Here is a 13,204-nt window from a genome sequence, read left to right as displayed (position 1 = left end):
ATGAACAGTTGGCACAACGGGGTCCACGGCGACGAAGGGATCAGCCATGACAAGCATCAAACTCGCGATTGCCGCACTCATCACTGTCGGGCTGGCTACGGCCCCCGCCGCTGTCGAGGCGAAGAAGCACAGGTCCGCCAGACACTACAGCACGGGTGTCGTGGCCCCGACCTATGGCAGCGCCGGAGGGCCGCTGGCAACGCAACCCACGACCTACGGCAGCTCCGGACAGACCGTCGGCACGGTCACCGCACCCTCGATCGGTACGTACAATTGGCCGTCGGTGGGCGTGACCAACGCAGTCCCGACCTGGCGCAACACCACCAGGTAGGGAGCACGTCTGCGAGGCGCATGCGGGTGCCGGTCAGTGCGTGCCGGTCGCGAGGCCGGAAAGAAGATAGAGCGCGACCAGCAACGTTGCGACCGACAGCATCGTCGTGACCGAGACCGTGGCCGCGACCAGTTTCTCCTCGACCTTGTATTCGTGCGCCAGCACGTACACGGTTTTCGCCGTCGGCACGGCCGCGCATACGACGGCCGCGACGGTGTAGAGGGCATTGAGACCGGTGATTACGCAAAGTCCGTAGACGATCAGCGGCATCACCACCAGCTTCACGGCTGAGAGTGCGAACGATGCCTTCAGGTTCGATCGCAGGCCCTCAACCGACAGCCCGAGCCCGATGGCAAACAGCGCGCAGGGCGTGAGCGCGGCTGCGATCATGTTCAGATAGGCCGCGACCGGCGCCGGAATCGGCAAGCCCGTGATCGCCCATGTCAGACCAATGAGGGTCGACAGGACCATCGGATTGAGCAGGATCTGCTTCGCGAGGCCGGCGGAATGCACAGGCCCGTGCGCGTCCCTTTCCAGCAGGATCACCGTGATCGGAAACATCACGGCGGCCACGAACACCGTCGCCACCGCGGCGGGCAGGACGGCGGGCTGGCCGTAGATCGCGTGCAGGATCGGGAGCGCGACGAACCCGGTATTGGTCATCGCCGCCGCCATGCCATGGATCGTGCTGCTGGCGAGATCGCGCTTGCCGCCGGTGCGGACCGCCAGGAAGACCAGCGCGAAGCAGAGCAGGGAGCCGCCGCCGAAAGCGAGCAGGAAGCGCCATTCCAGCAGATTGCGCGCCGGCTCCTGCGCGATGGTGACGACCAGCAGCGCCGGCATCGCCACGTTGTAGGCGAAATGGACCAGCGCGTCCGCCAGCGAGCGCGAGAGATAGCCGAGAGCACCGGCCAGCCAGCCGGTGACGATGATCGCGAATACGGGAAGAACGAGGCTGGCGACCTCCATCCGGCTTTCCCCCTAACGAGCAACTGCACGCCATCCTACCTTGGCGATGCATGCTCGTCACGGTTCAACCGGATCGCGCCGCCCCGATCAGGCGGCCTGTGACCTCAGGCGCCCCTGCCGGTCTGTTGACCAAACACGCAGCGCCATCCCGCCAGGCGCTCGGCCGGATGCTGGTTCATCCATTCGGCGAGCTGCGGCGCGCCCATCAGGCAGGACTGCATCGACACGCTGGCAAAGTCCGACGTGGTGACGATCTGCTCGTGACAATTCCCCGGAGAGGAGAGGCTGCAGAGCACAGCGATGATCTTGATCACGACAGGTTTTCCACGCTGCTGCCGGCTGCACGACTGATCGTTGCCTTGTCCTGCTGCTCGCCGGCCGGGTCAGCCGACGGGAAGATGCTGTCGTAGATCGCGCGGGCCTCCTGGATGAGGCGCAATCGTTCGCGCTCGGATCTCGAGACAAACTGAATAACCTGTCCCATGCTCGCTCCAATAGATCGCTGATCCATCATCAGATGATGAAAATCATTCAATTGCGATATGGGGTGAAGGCCCAAGGCTTGCAGCCGTGCGGGCGGTCACAAGGGATAAAAAGCCCGTGACCGTATCGTTACGGGAGCGGAACGGGATACCGAAGCAAATCTCCGCTCTTATGTCGCCGGCGTGAGCTGCTTGCGTCCCATTCGTCGCGGCATCGTGAGGAGTATTGGGACCCACTGCATGACCGGTTGCGGCACATTTTCGCGTGCATCGAGTTGTAAGGTTACTCAGTGCACGAGCGGTTCGACGATCGAGCGGCTGATGCGACTGAGGGGCCACCCCCCGAAAGGATCAGCCATGACAAGAACGAGACGCTCCATTGCTGCACTCATCGCTGTCGGATTTGCGGCAGCGCCATTCGCTGCAAGCGCGCAGACGTCTACGGCGGGCACCCAAGGCAACACGAGCGGGAGCTCTGGAGCGCCAGCAACGCAAGGCACGACTTTTGGAAGCTCCGGACAGACTGTCGGGACCGTTACGGCGCCGTCGGTCGGAACGTCCAACCAGCCCTCGGTCGGCGTGACCAACTCAGTCCCCACCTGGAACAACACCAATCCTCGGGCCAAGTAGCAGCCGAGATCGGCTCCCTCACGCCGCCGGCGCGCGCTCTTTCCGTCCCGGCACCGCGGCCAGCAGCTCGCGCGTATAGGCGTGCTCGGGCGCGGCGAACAGCTGCGCGGTCGGCTTCAGCTCGACGATGGCGCCGCGCTGCATCACCGCGATGCGGTCACAGATTTGCGCCGCGACCCGCAGATCGTGGGTGATGAACAGCATCGACAGGCCAAGGCGCGTCTTGAGGTCTTCGAGCAGCCTCAAGACCTGCGCCTGCACGGAGACGTCGAGCGCGGAGACCGCCTCGTCGGCGACGATGATCTCGGGCTCGAGCGCGAGCGCGCGCGCGATGCCGACGCGCTGGCGCTGGCCGCCGGAGAATTCGTGCGGATAGCGGTCGAGCGCTCCGGCATCGAGGCCGACCATTTTCAGCAGATCGCGGGCGCGATCGAACGCCACCTTCGGATCGGTGCCGGCCGCGATCGGGCCGTCGGCGATGATGTGGCCGATCTTGCGGCGCGGATTGAGCGAGGCGAACGGATCCTGAAAGATCATCTGGATGCGATGGCGCTCGGCGCGCAGCGCCTTGCCTGTGAGCGAGGTGAGATCGGTCTCCCCGATCCGCACCGTGCCGCGGTCGGCTTCGATCAGCCGCATCACGAGGCGCGCCACAGACGACTTGCCGGAGCCGGATTCGCCGACGAGGCCGAGCGTCTCGCCCTTCAGGATGTTGAAGTTGACCGCACGCGCGGCATCGACGCGGCGGTCCTCGCGAAACCAGCCGCCCGAGGTGACGTAGGTCTTGTACAGCCCGATCACCTCGACGGCCTTGGCTTGATCGTCGAGCGGCTCGCGTGCCGGCGGGTCCATGGTCGGCACCGCGGCGAGCAGCGCCTTGGTGTAGTCGTGCTGCGGCTGGTTGAAGACGGAGCTGGCGGGGCCTTCCTCCACCACCTTGCCATGCCTGAGCACCACGACCTGGTCGGCGATATCGGCGACCACGCCGAAATCATGGGTGATGAACATCACCGCCATGTTGCGGTTGCGCTGGAGGTTGCGGATCAGCTTGAGGATCTGCGCCTGCGTGGTGACGTCGAGCGCGGTGGTCGGCTCGTCCGCCACCAGCACCGCCGGCTCGAGCGCGAGCGCCATCGCGATCATCGCGCGCTGGCGCTGGCCGCCGGAGAGCTGGTGCGGATAGGCCCGCACGATGCGCTCGGGGTCGGGCAGGCCGACCTCGCGCGCCAGCGACAGCGCCTTGGCGCGACGCTCCTTTGGCGTGAGCAGGCCGTGCGCCTCGAACATCTCCGCCATCTGGTCGCCGATCCGCATCAAGGGATTGAGCGCGGTCATCGGCTCCTGAAAGATCATCGCGAGCCGGCGGCCGCGCAAATCGCGCCAGCCGTCATCGTCGAGCTTGAGCAGGTCGCGGCCCTCGAACATGATCTCGCCGGACGTGACGTCGACCGTATCAGGCAAGAGGCCCATCAGTGCGTGCGCGCACATCGATTTGCCGGAACCGGATTCGCCGACGACGCAGACGATCTTGCCGGCCCTCAGGTCCAGCGAGATGCCGTCGACGGCGAACGGCCGCTCGGCGCTCTTGGGCAGCGCGATCCGCAGGTTCTTGATGGAGACGGTGGCCGGGGCGGTCATGGTCAGCGCCCCTCGCGCGACAGGCGCGGATTGAGCGCGTCGTTGAGGCCTTCGCCGATCAGGTTCAGGCCGAGCACCGAGATCAAGATGGCGACGCCGGGGAATACGGTGATCCACCAGGCCTGGCGGATCACGGTGCGGCCGGCCCCGACCATATAGCCCCACGAGATCAGATTGGGATCGCCGAGGCCGAGGAACGCCAGCGAGGACTCCAGCAGGATCGCGGTTGCGACCATCAGCGAGGCCAGCACGATCACCGGCGACAGCGCGTTCGGCAAAATCTCGCGCAGGATGATCCAGCTATTGCTCTGGCCCGTGACCACGGCCGCCTGGACGTATTCCCGCGTGCGCAGCGACAGCACCTCGCCGCGGACGAGGCGTGCGACCGGCGGCCAGCTCACCACCGCGATCGAGGCGACGATCGAATAGATCGAGGGTTGCAGGATCGCGACCAGCACGATCGCGAGCGCGAAGCTCGGAATGGTCTGGAAGAATTCGGTGAAGCGCATCAAGGCGTCGTCGACCCTGCCGCCGAAATAGCCGGCCATGGCGCCGATCGGCACGCCGACGATCAGCGCGACCAGCGTGGAGACAAGGCCGACCAGCAGCGACACGCGCGCGCCAAAAATCATGCCGGCGAACACGTCGCGGCCGAGCGCGTCGGTGCCGAGCGGCACGGTCGAGAGCGTGAAGGGCGGCAGGAACGGCCGCTGCACCATGCGCCAGGGCGAGTTCGGGAACAGCATCGGTCCGAACACCGCGACCGCGATCGCGACCAGGAGGATGATGAGCCCGATGACGCCGCTCGGGCTCTTCAGCATCGATTTCCAGAACTGTTTCATGTGGCGTATTCGATGCGCGGGTCGACCAGGCGGTAGACCAGGTCGGTGATGAGGTTGAAGATCAGGACCATGGCCGAGCAGATCACGAAGACGCCGAGCAGCAGATTGTAGTCCCGCTGCAACAGCGCGTCGTACATCAGACGCCCGATGCCGGGCCAAGCGAACACGGTCTCGGTGATGACGGCGCCGCCGATCAGCGTGCCGGAATGCACGCCGGCGAGCGTCACCACCGGCAGCAGCGCGTTGCGCAGCACGTGGCGGCGCTGGATCACCGCGTCGGACAGGCCTTTCGCGCGCGCCGTCTTGACGAAGTCGAGGCGCTTCACCTCGAGCATCGAGGCCCGCGTCATGCGGGTATAGGTCGCCATGAAGAACAGGCCGAGCGTCATCGCCGGCATGATCAGGTGCTTTGCGACGTCGACCACATGGGCAGGGCCGGTCAAATTGGCGCCGACCGTCTCGTAGCCGAAGCTCGGCAGCCAATCCATGGTGACCGAGAACAGCAAAATGCCCATCAGCGCCACCCAGAAGATCGGCATGGCGTAGAAGATCAGCGCGAAGACGGTGATGGCGGTGTCGAGGAAGGTTCCGGCAAAGCGCGCGGCGAAGCTGCCGAAGAGGACGCCGAGCATCAGCGAGATCGCGAACGCCGTCAGCGTCAGCAACAGCGTCGCCGGCAGCCGCTCGCCGATCAGCTTCGACACCGGCGCCTGCTGGCGGAAGGAGAAGCCGAGGTCGAGGGTGACGACGCCCTTGACGTAGATGAAGAGCTGCTCGGGCAGCGGCTTGTCGAGGCCGAACTTTTCCCGCAGCTGCTGGACGAAGATCTGATCGCTGGCGCCGGCCTCGCCCGCCATCACGACCGCGGGGTCGCCGGGGGCAAGCCGGATCAGGAAGAAATTGAGGACGACGATCGCGAGCAGAACGATCACGCCCTTCACGACACGCTGAGCGACGAAGGAGAGCATTTAGGGAGTCATATCTTGTAGCGTGACCTGGAGCCACATGGGCAGTGCGCTCCCTCGCCCCGCTCTTGCGGGGAGAGGGTTGGGGTGAGGGGCCTCTCTCCACGGGTGAGAATTCTGATGGACCTGTACCCCCTCACCCGCCGCGCTCTGCGAGCGCGTTGACCTCTCCCCGCAAGCGGGGAGAGGTGAAGTCAGGAGCGCCATCACTTGTCGAGCCATGCGTCCTTGAAGCCGTCATTGACCCCGATCCCCGTGGTGATCAGGTTCTTGACCTTGCAGCGCATGATGGTCGGGAATTGCAGCTCGAGCATCCAGGCCACCGGCACGTCCTCGACCAGGATCTTCTGCGCCTTCTCGTAGATCTCCTTGCGCTTGGAGTCGGGCGTGGCGACCGCGCCGTCGGCGAACAGCTTGTCGATCTCCGGGTTGGAATAGCCCTCGACGTTGTTGAACACCTGGCCCTTGGCGATGGCGCTGGAGACGTAGTTGCGGCCGACGCCGAGCGCGGGATCGCCATACTGATAGAGATAGGTGAAGGCGATGTCGTAATCCCAGTCGCCGATCTTCTGGTTGCCGCCGGCAACATCGGTGGCGATCGTCTCGATGTTCATGCCGACGTCCTGGAGGTTCTGCTTCACGGCTTCGCCCCAGCGCTGCCAGGTCTCGCCATAGGCGAGCGGCAGCATGCGGATCTTCTCGCCCTTGTAGCCGGCTTCCTTCAACAGCGCCTTGGCCTTGGCCGGATCATAGGGATATTTCGGCACGTCGGAGGTGTAGTACTTGATGGTCGAGGCGGACGGGCCGGTCGCGACCTTGCCGAGCCCGTTCCAGATCACGTCCTTGGCGAAGTCGCGGTCGATCGCAAACATGATGGCCTGCCGCACGCGCTTGTCGGCGAGCGGACCCTGGCGGTTGTTCAGCCACAGCCAGGCCAGCGGCGAGAAGAACTCCCAGCCGGCGCCGGTGACGCAGGTGTCCTTCAGCTTGGACAGCCGCGGCACGTCGAAATTCTCCACCGAGCCGCCGGGCAGCACGTCGACCTTGCCGGTCTCGTACGCCACCGAGCGCGCCGCGGCGTCGGGGATGATCTGCCAGTAGATCTCGTCGAGATAGGGCTTGCCCTTCTCGTAATAGTTCGGGTTCTTGACCAGGCGGATGAACGAGCCCTTCTGCCATTCCTTGAACATGAAGGGGCCGGTGCCGATCGGCGCGTTGTTGTAGGGGTTGGTCTTCCAGTCGGTGCCTTCATAGAGATGCTTCGGCACCATCGGCATCGAGCCGACCTCGAAGATGCCGAGGAACGGGCCGAACGGCTGCTTCAGCGTGAACACCACCGTGTAGTCGTCGGGCGCCTCGACCTTGTCGACCTGCACGAGGTTGTTGCGGGCGCGCGCATGGGTCTGCTTCAGCATCTCGATCGAGAACAGCACGTCGGCGGCGGTGAAGGGTTTGCCGTCATGCCAGGTCACGCCCTTCCTGAGCTTGAAGGTGTAGGTCTTGGCGTCTTCGCTGACGCTCCAGCTCTCGGCGAGCTCCGGCAGCGGCTCGAGCTTGGGGCTGTAGCGCAGCAGGCCCTCGAAGATGTTGCCGGACACCATCTGGACCGGCCCGTTCTGGACCATGGCAAGCATCAGGCCGGGTGGCTCGGGCTGGATCACGGCATTGATCACGCCCCCCGTTTTCGGCTCTTGCGCCAGCGCCGAGGCCGTGAGGCCGCAAGCCAGGAGGACACCAAGCAACACTCGTTTTGGCATGTCGTATCTTTCTCAAGCGAGACCAGCCGTAAACGCTTCGCACGTCGTGGCGCGCGAAGCTACGGCCGACCCATCCCAGTCCCCATCCGGCATCGAGGCTCACACAGTCTCATTCGGCGCCGCAAGATGAAAGTCTCGACAGTGTTCGCACAAAAAATGTACAGCGCGTCCTGTTTTCACTTGATTCATTGTCCTGTCACGGAGACAAGTCGGCCATGGACAATGCCACACGCTCCGAACGATCCCGCAACGCCGCGCTCGAGGCGGCGACCAGGATCATTGCGCGCGACGGGCCCGGCCGGCTGACGCTTGACGCCATCGCGCGCGAGAGCGGTCTCAGCAAGGGCGGAGTCATGCATCAGTTCCGCACCAAGGAAGCCGTGCTCAAGGCGCTGCTGGAGCGGCAGATGGAGCATTTCGAGGAATTCTCGACCCGTTATATGGCGAAGGTGAGCGCGACCTCGGCCAATCCCAATCTGGCGACGCAGCTTGCCACCGTGCGGGAAGCGGCCACGTCGCCGAATTCCGCGGCGCTGGCGCTGGTCGCGGCCATGGTCGAGAATCCCGGCCTGATGTCGCTGCCGCGCGACCGCGAGATGAAGCGGGTGGAGGCCATCAAGGCGGAGGCCGCGGATCCCGATCTCGCGCTGTTGCGCTGGGCAGCGGCGCGGGGATTGTTGTTGAGCTCGCTGTTCGGCATGTCGCCACTGAGCAAGGACGAGCACCAGCGGCTGTTCGCGCGCCTGCTCGATGACGACCAATGGCGGCCGCTCGAAAAGCCGGCCAAGGCCCGCGCCGTAAAGGCCGGCGACACCTCCGCGGCAAAGGCCGGAACGGCGCGCAAGCGCGCCTGATTCATCGTTAACGAATTCCAACCGTCGCTGCCCAAAGCCGCGCCTGCGGCCAAATGTGTCAGGCGGTCATTTCGGTACTTTACAAACCAACTGGTCGGTTTTATAACTGGAAACACTGAGGCGGCCCAAGGCGTCTGACATGGCCCCGGACGATGCCTTGGGCCGGCGATGGTGAGCGCCGCAGCCGCGTCTGGTCCCGCACGCGGCTGCGGTCGCCATGTTCTTCTTCTTCCCGAAAATGGCCTTGCGCCAAGCCGCAAGAGGAGTGTTGGAATGGATCGCTCGATCGCCCTGCGCGGTCTGGGAACGATGGTGCTTTGCGCGGGCGTGGCCGGCTGCGCCTCGGTTGCACCCGTGCCCTATTCCGAGATGGCATCCTCGGCCTACATGGCGCCGGACAGGTCCGATGCCTCCGGCCGCGTGCCCTACCGCTACTCCACGCCGGTCGACTGGCGCGCATATAATAAGGTGATCCTCGAACCTGTCGTGGTCTATCGCGGCCGGGATCACCAGTTCGCCGACATGTCCGACAAGGACAAGGCGACGCTCGCCGCCACCATGCAGACCCGCTTCGCCGAACGTCTGCGCAGCCGCTTCATGCTGGTGCGCGAGCGCGGGCCGAATACGCTGCGGATCAGGCTGACGCTGACCGGCGCCGTCGCCAACACGCCGGTGCTCGGCACGCTCTCCCGCTTCGACGTCGCCGGCGCCGTCTATAACGGCGTGCAGGCCGCGCGCGACGGCGAGGGCACCATGACCGGTTCGGTCATCTATGGCGTCGAGATCTTCGACGCCGCGACCGCGCGCCTGCTCTCTGCCTACGTCACCAAGCAATACCCGGGCGCCTACGACATCAAGGCCAGCGTCGGCGCGCTCGCGGCCGCCAATGCCGGCGTCGACAAGGGCGCCGAGGCGCTGATGGCGCAACTGAACTGACGTCACACCCCATCCAACGAAAGGTGCTGCTGATGAACATCTTCCTTCGCTTCGTGCTGCGCATCGCGATCACCATCGTGATGATGGCCTTCGGCGGCCGCGCCGGCGCTGCCACCCCCGCGGATCCCAGCGGCACCTGGCTCGTCGAGGACGGCCGCGCGCGCATCCGTCTGGAGCGCTGCGGACCATCGCGCGATCGCATCTGCGGCTTCATCGTCTGGATGAAGGAGCCGGCCGACAAGCGCGGCCAGCCCCATCGCGACCAGGAAAATCCCGATCCCGACAAGCGCGCCCGCGCGCTGCTCGGCCACCAGCTCATCATGGGCTTGCAGGCGACGGCGGAGGGCCGGTTCGCCGGCGACATCTACAATGCCGAGGACGGCAAATCCTATTCGGTCTCGCTATGGCGCGAATCCGCCGACCGCCTCAAGCTCAAGGGCTGCCTGATCAAGCTGCTGTGCCAGACCCAGACCTGGCAGCAGACCCTCGACGTCCAGCCCGGCCAGCTCGTCGGCCTCACCGGCGATCTCAACGGTCCCCGCGCCGACAAGGAATGGGCCCAGGTGCCGGCGCCGAAGCTGACACAAGTGAAGGGGAAGTAGCCTCTTCACCTCGCCCCGCTTGCGGGGAGAGCGAGCTCTATCTCAACCCCGCCCGCCGGAATCCCTCCAGATAATGCTCGCGGTCGGCGTCGCTCGCCCATGGCAGTTGCGTAGCGATCCAGTGCAGCGAGATGCCGGGCTGGGTGCGGCGCAGCTCCTGCAACGCCGTCTCGGCGAGCGCCCGGTCACCGGTCATGCCGGCCGAGACCGCGAGCACGCGATAGGCGCCGGTGAGATCGCCGCGGTGGCGGATCGCCTCGCGCGCCAGCGCGATCGCCTCGTCATAATGCCGCTCGGTGAAGCGCGCATAGCCGGCGATGCCGTGATAGATCGCCAGCGACGGATCGCGCGGTGAGAGCCGGATCGCCCTTTGCGCCGCCTCGAACGAGTCCTTCGACCGTCCGGCATAGGACAGCGCCAGCGCGTAATAGCCCTGCGCCAGCGAGAAGTTCGGATTGAGCGTGAGCGCCTGCTCGAACTCCGAGAGCGCGTCTGCAAGCCGCCGCGTCGAGAAGCAGACGCTGCCGAGCGCGGCATGCGCCCAGGCGTCCTCATGGTCGCAGCGCACCGCGGCGAGCGCGGCGGCTTCCGCCACCGGCGCCGCCGTGGCGAGGTCGGCCCAGCCGAGATGCACGCCGAACATGTGGCTCGCCGCCAGCACCGACAGCGCCTGGCCGTAGCCGGGATCGATCGCGATGGCGCGTTCGAGCAGGGTCTGAGCGGCGAGATGGTCCTGCCGCGTCACGCGCCAATAGTGCGAGAGCGCGCGCATCACCAGATCCCAGGCGTCCAGGCTCGCAGGCGGCTTGCGGCGGCTGCGAAAATTCTCCGCCGCATGGATCTGCGGCTCGATCGCCGCGACGATCGCGTTGGTGATCTCGTCCTGCACGGCGAAGACGTCGCCGAGCTCGCGGTCGTAGCGTTCGGCCCAGAGATGGCTGCCGGAGGTGGCATCGTTGAGCTGCGCGGTGATGCGCACGCGGTTGTCCGCCTTGCGCACGCTGCCCTCGACGATGTAGCGGACGCCGAGCTCCTCGGCGATCTGCCTGATGTGGACCGAGCGCCCCTTGTAGGTGAAGGACGAGTTGCGGGCGATCACCATGAACCAGCGCTGCTTCGACAGCGCGGTCAGGATGTCCTCGCTGATGCCGTCTCCGAAATATTCTTGTGCGGGATCGCCGCTCATGTTCTCGAAGGCGAGCACCGCGATCCCAGGACGGTCGGTCACGAGGCGCGCGGGGGCGGGCCTGGCCGCGGCCGGCGCGGGCGAGCCTGCCACTTCTTCCCTGACGTCGCCGACGAAGCGAAAGCCCTTGCGCGGGATCGTCCTGATCAGCCGCTGGGTCGCGCCGTCGTCGCCGAGCGCCTTGCGCGCGGCGTTGATCCGGCTGTTCAGCGCGGAGTCCGAGACGATGCGGTCGCTCCAGATCTGGCTGATCAGGTCATCCTTGCTGACCACTCGGGCGCGCTGCGCGACCAGATAGAGCAGCAGATCGAACACCTGCGGCTGCAACGGCACGGCCGTCCCGCCGCAGGTGAGCTCCCGCAGGTCGCCGTCGAGCACGTTGTTTTCAAAGCGAAATCGCACGTTTCTGTCGTCTCAAGCAAAAATCAAAGTCGTCTCAGGCGAAAATCAACCCTCCGCGAAAGTCCTGGGTCCTCCCGTGCGGCATGGTGCACCTACCATTGAAGTGCCGGCGTTTTGGCACAACGGAGCTTTCTATGACCCAAATTGATCAACAGGTGCATTCCATCGGCCCCGAGGTTACGGGCTCGCGCATTTTCAAGTTCATCGCCTTTCTGTACGGAATTGCGGCATATCTCGTGTTTTTCGTCACCATCCTCTACGCCATCGGTTTCATCATGGGGCTGGTGGTGCCGAAGACCATCGACACCGGAACCGACACGCCGACGGCCGAGGCCGTCATCATCAATCTGCTCCTGATGGCGCTGTTCGCCATTCAGCACAGCGTGATGGCGCGCCAGCAATTCAAGGCGTGGTGGACGCAGTTCGTCCCCAAGCCGGTGGAGCGCAGCACCTATGTGCTGTTCGCGAGCCTGTCGCTCCTTCTGCTGTTCTGGCAGTGGCGTCCGCTGCCTTCGGTCATATGGAACGTCGCGAACCCGGATCTCGCTGTGACGATCGTCACGCTGGCGCTGGCAGGCTGGGCGCTCGTGTTCACCTCGACCTTCATCATCAACCATTTCGAGCTGTTCGGATTGCATCAGGTGACCAATCATCTCGTCGGCAAGGAGCCGGCGCCGCCGCGGTTCAAGACGCCGCTGCTCTACAAATTCGTCCGCCATCCGATCTATCTCGGTTTCATCATTGCGTTCTGGGCGGCGCCGACCATGACTGCGGGCCATCTGCTGTTTGCGGCCGTGACCACGATCTACATCTTCGTCGGCATTGCGCTGGAGGAGCGCGACCTCATCGATCTCTTCGGCGACGAGTACCGGCAGTACAAACAACGGGTGTCGATGCTTATTCCCTGGCGCCGGTCAGTGTAATCCTTGCGTCTTTCCGCGCGCGTCCGCCGAAAGGAGGACGCGCCGCGGCGGCGACGCGCGTAGCACAGCCGGCGCGGGAACTCTTCACGAGTCCTGTCCTTGACGTCCCCGGGGGTGACTCCCCCTCACTCCGACCCTCTCCCCGCGTCCACCTTTTCGGCGGACGAAAGCGGGGAGAGGGAGACGACTTCCAGCCTTCATCAACGGAGAAGACCAAATGAAACATTTCGGAAACTGCTTCTGCGGCGCCGTCACTGTCGAGGTCACGGGCGCGCCGGAGGCGATGGGCTATTGCCATTGCCGCTCCTGCCGCTCCTGGTCGGGCGGACCGGTGAACGCCTTCAGCCTGTGGAAGCCCGAAGCCGTGCGCATCACCGAAGGCGGCCAGCACGTCGAGACCTTCGCCAAGACGCCGCTCAGCCAGCGCAAGTTCTGCAAGAAGTGCGGCGGCCATCTCATGACCAACCACCCGCCGCTTGGCCTGATCGACGTCTTCACCGCCACCATTCCCACGCTCGCTTTCGAGCCCGGCGTCCACRTCAACTATTCCGAGACGGTGCTGCCGATGCGCGACGGCCTGCCCAAGCTGAAGGATTTTCCGGCCGAGTTCGGCGGCAGCGGCGAGATGATGCAGGAGTAGGTCTTTCTTCGCCTCTCCCCGCTTGCGGGGAGAGGCCGGATTGCATC

The 13,204-nt window shown here is 65.2% G+C and carries 15 protein-coding genes; 7 read left to right on the top strand and 8 right to left on the bottom strand.

The window, feature by feature from the left end; genetic code table 11:
* Positions 1-46: 46 nt before the first annotated feature.
* Complete coding sequence (locus tag ACXJMY_RS27660) at positions 47-331, top strand: hypothetical protein (protein WP_456622515.1); 285 nt, start codon at positions 47-49, stop codon at positions 329-331.
* A gap of 33 nt (positions 332-364) precedes the next feature.
* Here ACXJMY_RS27660 and ACXJMY_RS27655 read toward each other — a convergent pair whose 3' ends face one another.
* The 3 genes from ACXJMY_RS27655 to ACXJMY_RS27645 all read right to left on the bottom strand — a co-directional run bounded on the left by ACXJMY_RS27655 (position 365) and on the right by ACXJMY_RS27645 (position 1,835).
* Positions 365-1,300 carry an AEC family transporter gene (locus tag ACXJMY_RS27655; protein WP_456622514.1) on the bottom strand — a complete coding sequence of 312 codons (936 nt, stop codon included), beginning with the start codon at positions 1,298-1,300 and terminating at the stop codon, positions 365-367.
* A 104-nt stretch (positions 1,301-1,404) separates the two neighbouring features.
* Complete coding sequence (locus tag ACXJMY_RS27650; RefSeq protein WP_456622513.1) at positions 1,405-1,614, bottom strand: hypothetical protein; 210 nt, start codon at positions 1,612-1,614, stop codon at positions 1,405-1,407.
* Positions 1,611-1,835 (bottom strand): hypothetical protein, encoded by a 225-nt coding sequence (locus tag ACXJMY_RS27645; protein ID WP_456622569.1) that lies wholly within the window; start codon positions 1,833-1,835, stop codon positions 1,611-1,613. The genes ACXJMY_RS27650 and ACXJMY_RS27645 overlap by 4 nt, the downstream gene beginning before the upstream one ends.
* Positions 1,836-2,139: 304 nt before the next feature.
* Here ACXJMY_RS27645 and ACXJMY_RS27640 point away from each other — a divergent pair, with 304 nt between their 5' ends.
* Positions 2,140-2,412, top strand: coding sequence for a hypothetical protein (locus ACXJMY_RS27640; protein WP_456622512.1), 273 nt, complete (start codon positions 2,140-2,142; stop codon positions 2,410-2,412).
* Between the two features lie 18 nt (positions 2,413-2,430).
* On the opposite strand, the gene ACXJMY_RS27635 is transcribed toward ACXJMY_RS27640, so the two are convergent.
* The 4 genes from ACXJMY_RS27635 to ACXJMY_RS27620 all read right to left on the bottom strand — a co-directional run bounded on the left by ACXJMY_RS27635 (position 2,431) and on the right by ACXJMY_RS27620 (position 7,614).
* A complete protein-coding gene (locus tag ACXJMY_RS27635; RefSeq protein ID WP_456622511.1) occupies positions 2,431-4,050 on the bottom strand; it encodes an ABC transporter ATP-binding protein in 1,620 nt (539 codons plus the stop codon).
* 2 nt (positions 4,051-4,052) lie between these two features.
* On the bottom strand, positions 4,053-4,892 hold the full coding sequence (locus ACXJMY_RS27630) for an ABC transporter permease (protein ID WP_456622510.1): 840 nt from the start codon (positions 4,890-4,892) through the stop codon (positions 4,053-4,055).
* The gene (locus ACXJMY_RS27625) at positions 4,889-5,860 is read right to left on the bottom strand and encodes an ABC transporter permease (protein ID WP_456622509.1); all 972 of its coding nucleotides are present in this window, start codon (positions 5,858-5,860) and stop codon (positions 4,889-4,891) included. Before ACXJMY_RS27625 ends, ACXJMY_RS27630 begins: the two co-directional genes overlap by 4 nt.
* 203 nt (positions 5,861-6,063) lie before the next feature.
* Positions 6,064-7,614, bottom strand: coding sequence for an ABC transporter substrate-binding protein (locus ACXJMY_RS27620; protein ID WP_456622508.1), 1,551 nt, complete (start codon positions 7,612-7,614; stop codon positions 6,064-6,066).
* Between the two features lie 215 nt (positions 7,615-7,829).
* On the opposite strand from ACXJMY_RS27620, the gene ACXJMY_RS27615 reads away from it, so the two are divergent.
* The 3 genes from ACXJMY_RS27615 (at position 7,830) to ACXJMY_RS27605 (ending at position 10,006) form a co-directional block, all read left to right on the top strand.
* Entirely contained in the window at positions 7,830-8,468 is a 639-nt protein-coding gene (locus ACXJMY_RS27615) for a TetR/AcrR family transcriptional regulator (RefSeq protein WP_456622507.1), read from the top strand.
* Between the two features lie 273 nt (positions 8,469-8,741).
* Positions 8,742-9,404, top strand: a complete 663-nt coding sequence (locus tag ACXJMY_RS27610) for a DUF3313 domain-containing protein (protein ID WP_456622506.1) — start codon at positions 8,742-8,744, stop codon at positions 9,402-9,404.
* Positions 9,405-9,436: 32 nt separating this feature from the next.
* Positions 9,437-10,006 carry a DUF2147 domain-containing protein gene (locus ACXJMY_RS27605; protein WP_456622505.1) on the top strand — a complete coding sequence of 190 codons (570 nt, stop codon included), beginning with the start codon at positions 9,437-9,439 and terminating at the stop codon, positions 10,004-10,006.
* Between the two features lie 37 nt (positions 10,007-10,043).
* Here the strand turns inward: ACXJMY_RS27605 and ACXJMY_RS27600 are convergent, their stop codons facing one another.
* Complete coding sequence (locus ACXJMY_RS27600; protein WP_456622504.1) at positions 10,044-11,594, bottom strand: winged helix-turn-helix domain-containing protein; 1,551 nt, start codon at positions 11,592-11,594, stop codon at positions 10,044-10,046.
* 134 nt (positions 11,595-11,728) lie between these two features.
* On the opposite strand from ACXJMY_RS27600, the gene mddA reads away from it, so the two are divergent.
* Entirely contained in the window at positions 11,729-12,517 is a 789-nt protein-coding gene (gene mddA / locus ACXJMY_RS27595) for a methanethiol S-methyltransferase (protein WP_456622503.1), read from the top strand.
* Positions 12,518-12,734: 217 nt separating this feature from the next.
* Positions 12,735-13,157 carry a GFA family protein gene (locus tag ACXJMY_RS27590; protein ID WP_456622502.1) on the top strand — a complete coding sequence of 141 codons (423 nt, stop codon included), beginning with the start codon at positions 12,735-12,737 and terminating at the stop codon, positions 13,155-13,157.
* Positions 13,158-13,204: the final 47 nt, after the last annotated feature.

It is taken from the genome of Bradyrhizobium sp. P5_C12 (assembly GCF_054049735.1).
This window is presented reverse-complemented; position numbering and strand designations above follow the sequence as displayed.

Excerpts from the sequence above, each read along its gene's own strand:
- ACXJMY_RS27630 (WP_456622510.1), bottom strand. The coding sequence starts at position 4,892 with ATGAAACAGTTCTGGAAATCGATGCTGAAGAGCCCGAGCGGCGTCATC.
- ACXJMY_RS27615 (WP_456622507.1), top strand. The coding sequence starts at position 7,830 with ATGGACAATGCCACACGCTCCGAACGATCCCGCAACGCCGCGCTCGAG.
- ACXJMY_RS27660 (WP_456622515.1), top strand. The coding sequence starts at position 47 with ATGACAAGCATCAAACTCGCGATTGCCGCACTCATCACTGTCGGGCTG.
- ACXJMY_RS27620 (WP_456622508.1), bottom strand. The coding sequence starts at position 7,614 with ATGCCAAAACGAGTGTTGCTTGGTGTCCTCCTGGCTTGCGGCCTCACG.
- ACXJMY_RS27640 (WP_456622512.1), top strand. The coding sequence starts at position 2,140 with ATGACAAGAACGAGACGCTCCATTGCTGCACTCATCGCTGTCGGATTT.
- mddA (WP_456622503.1), top strand. The coding sequence starts at position 11,729 with ATGACCCAAATTGATCAACAGGTGCATTCCATCGGCCCCGAGGTTACG.
- ACXJMY_RS27625 (WP_456622509.1), bottom strand. The coding sequence starts at position 5,860 with ATGCTCTCCTTCGTCGCTCAGCGTGTCGTGAAGGGCGTGATCGTTCTG.
- ACXJMY_RS27655 (WP_456622514.1), bottom strand. The coding sequence starts at position 1,300 with ATGGAGGTCGCCAGCCTCGTTCTTCCCGTATTCGCGATCATCGTCACC.
- ACXJMY_RS27605 (WP_456622505.1), top strand. The coding sequence starts at position 9,437 with ATGAACATCTTCCTTCGCTTCGTGCTGCGCATCGCGATCACCATCGTG.
- ACXJMY_RS27635 (WP_456622511.1), bottom strand. The coding sequence starts at position 4,050 with ATGACCGCCCCGGCCACCGTCTCCATCAAGAACCTGCGGATCGCGCTG.
- ACXJMY_RS27610 (WP_456622506.1), top strand. The coding sequence starts at position 8,742 with ATGGATCGCTCGATCGCCCTGCGCGGTCTGGGAACGATGGTGCTTTGC.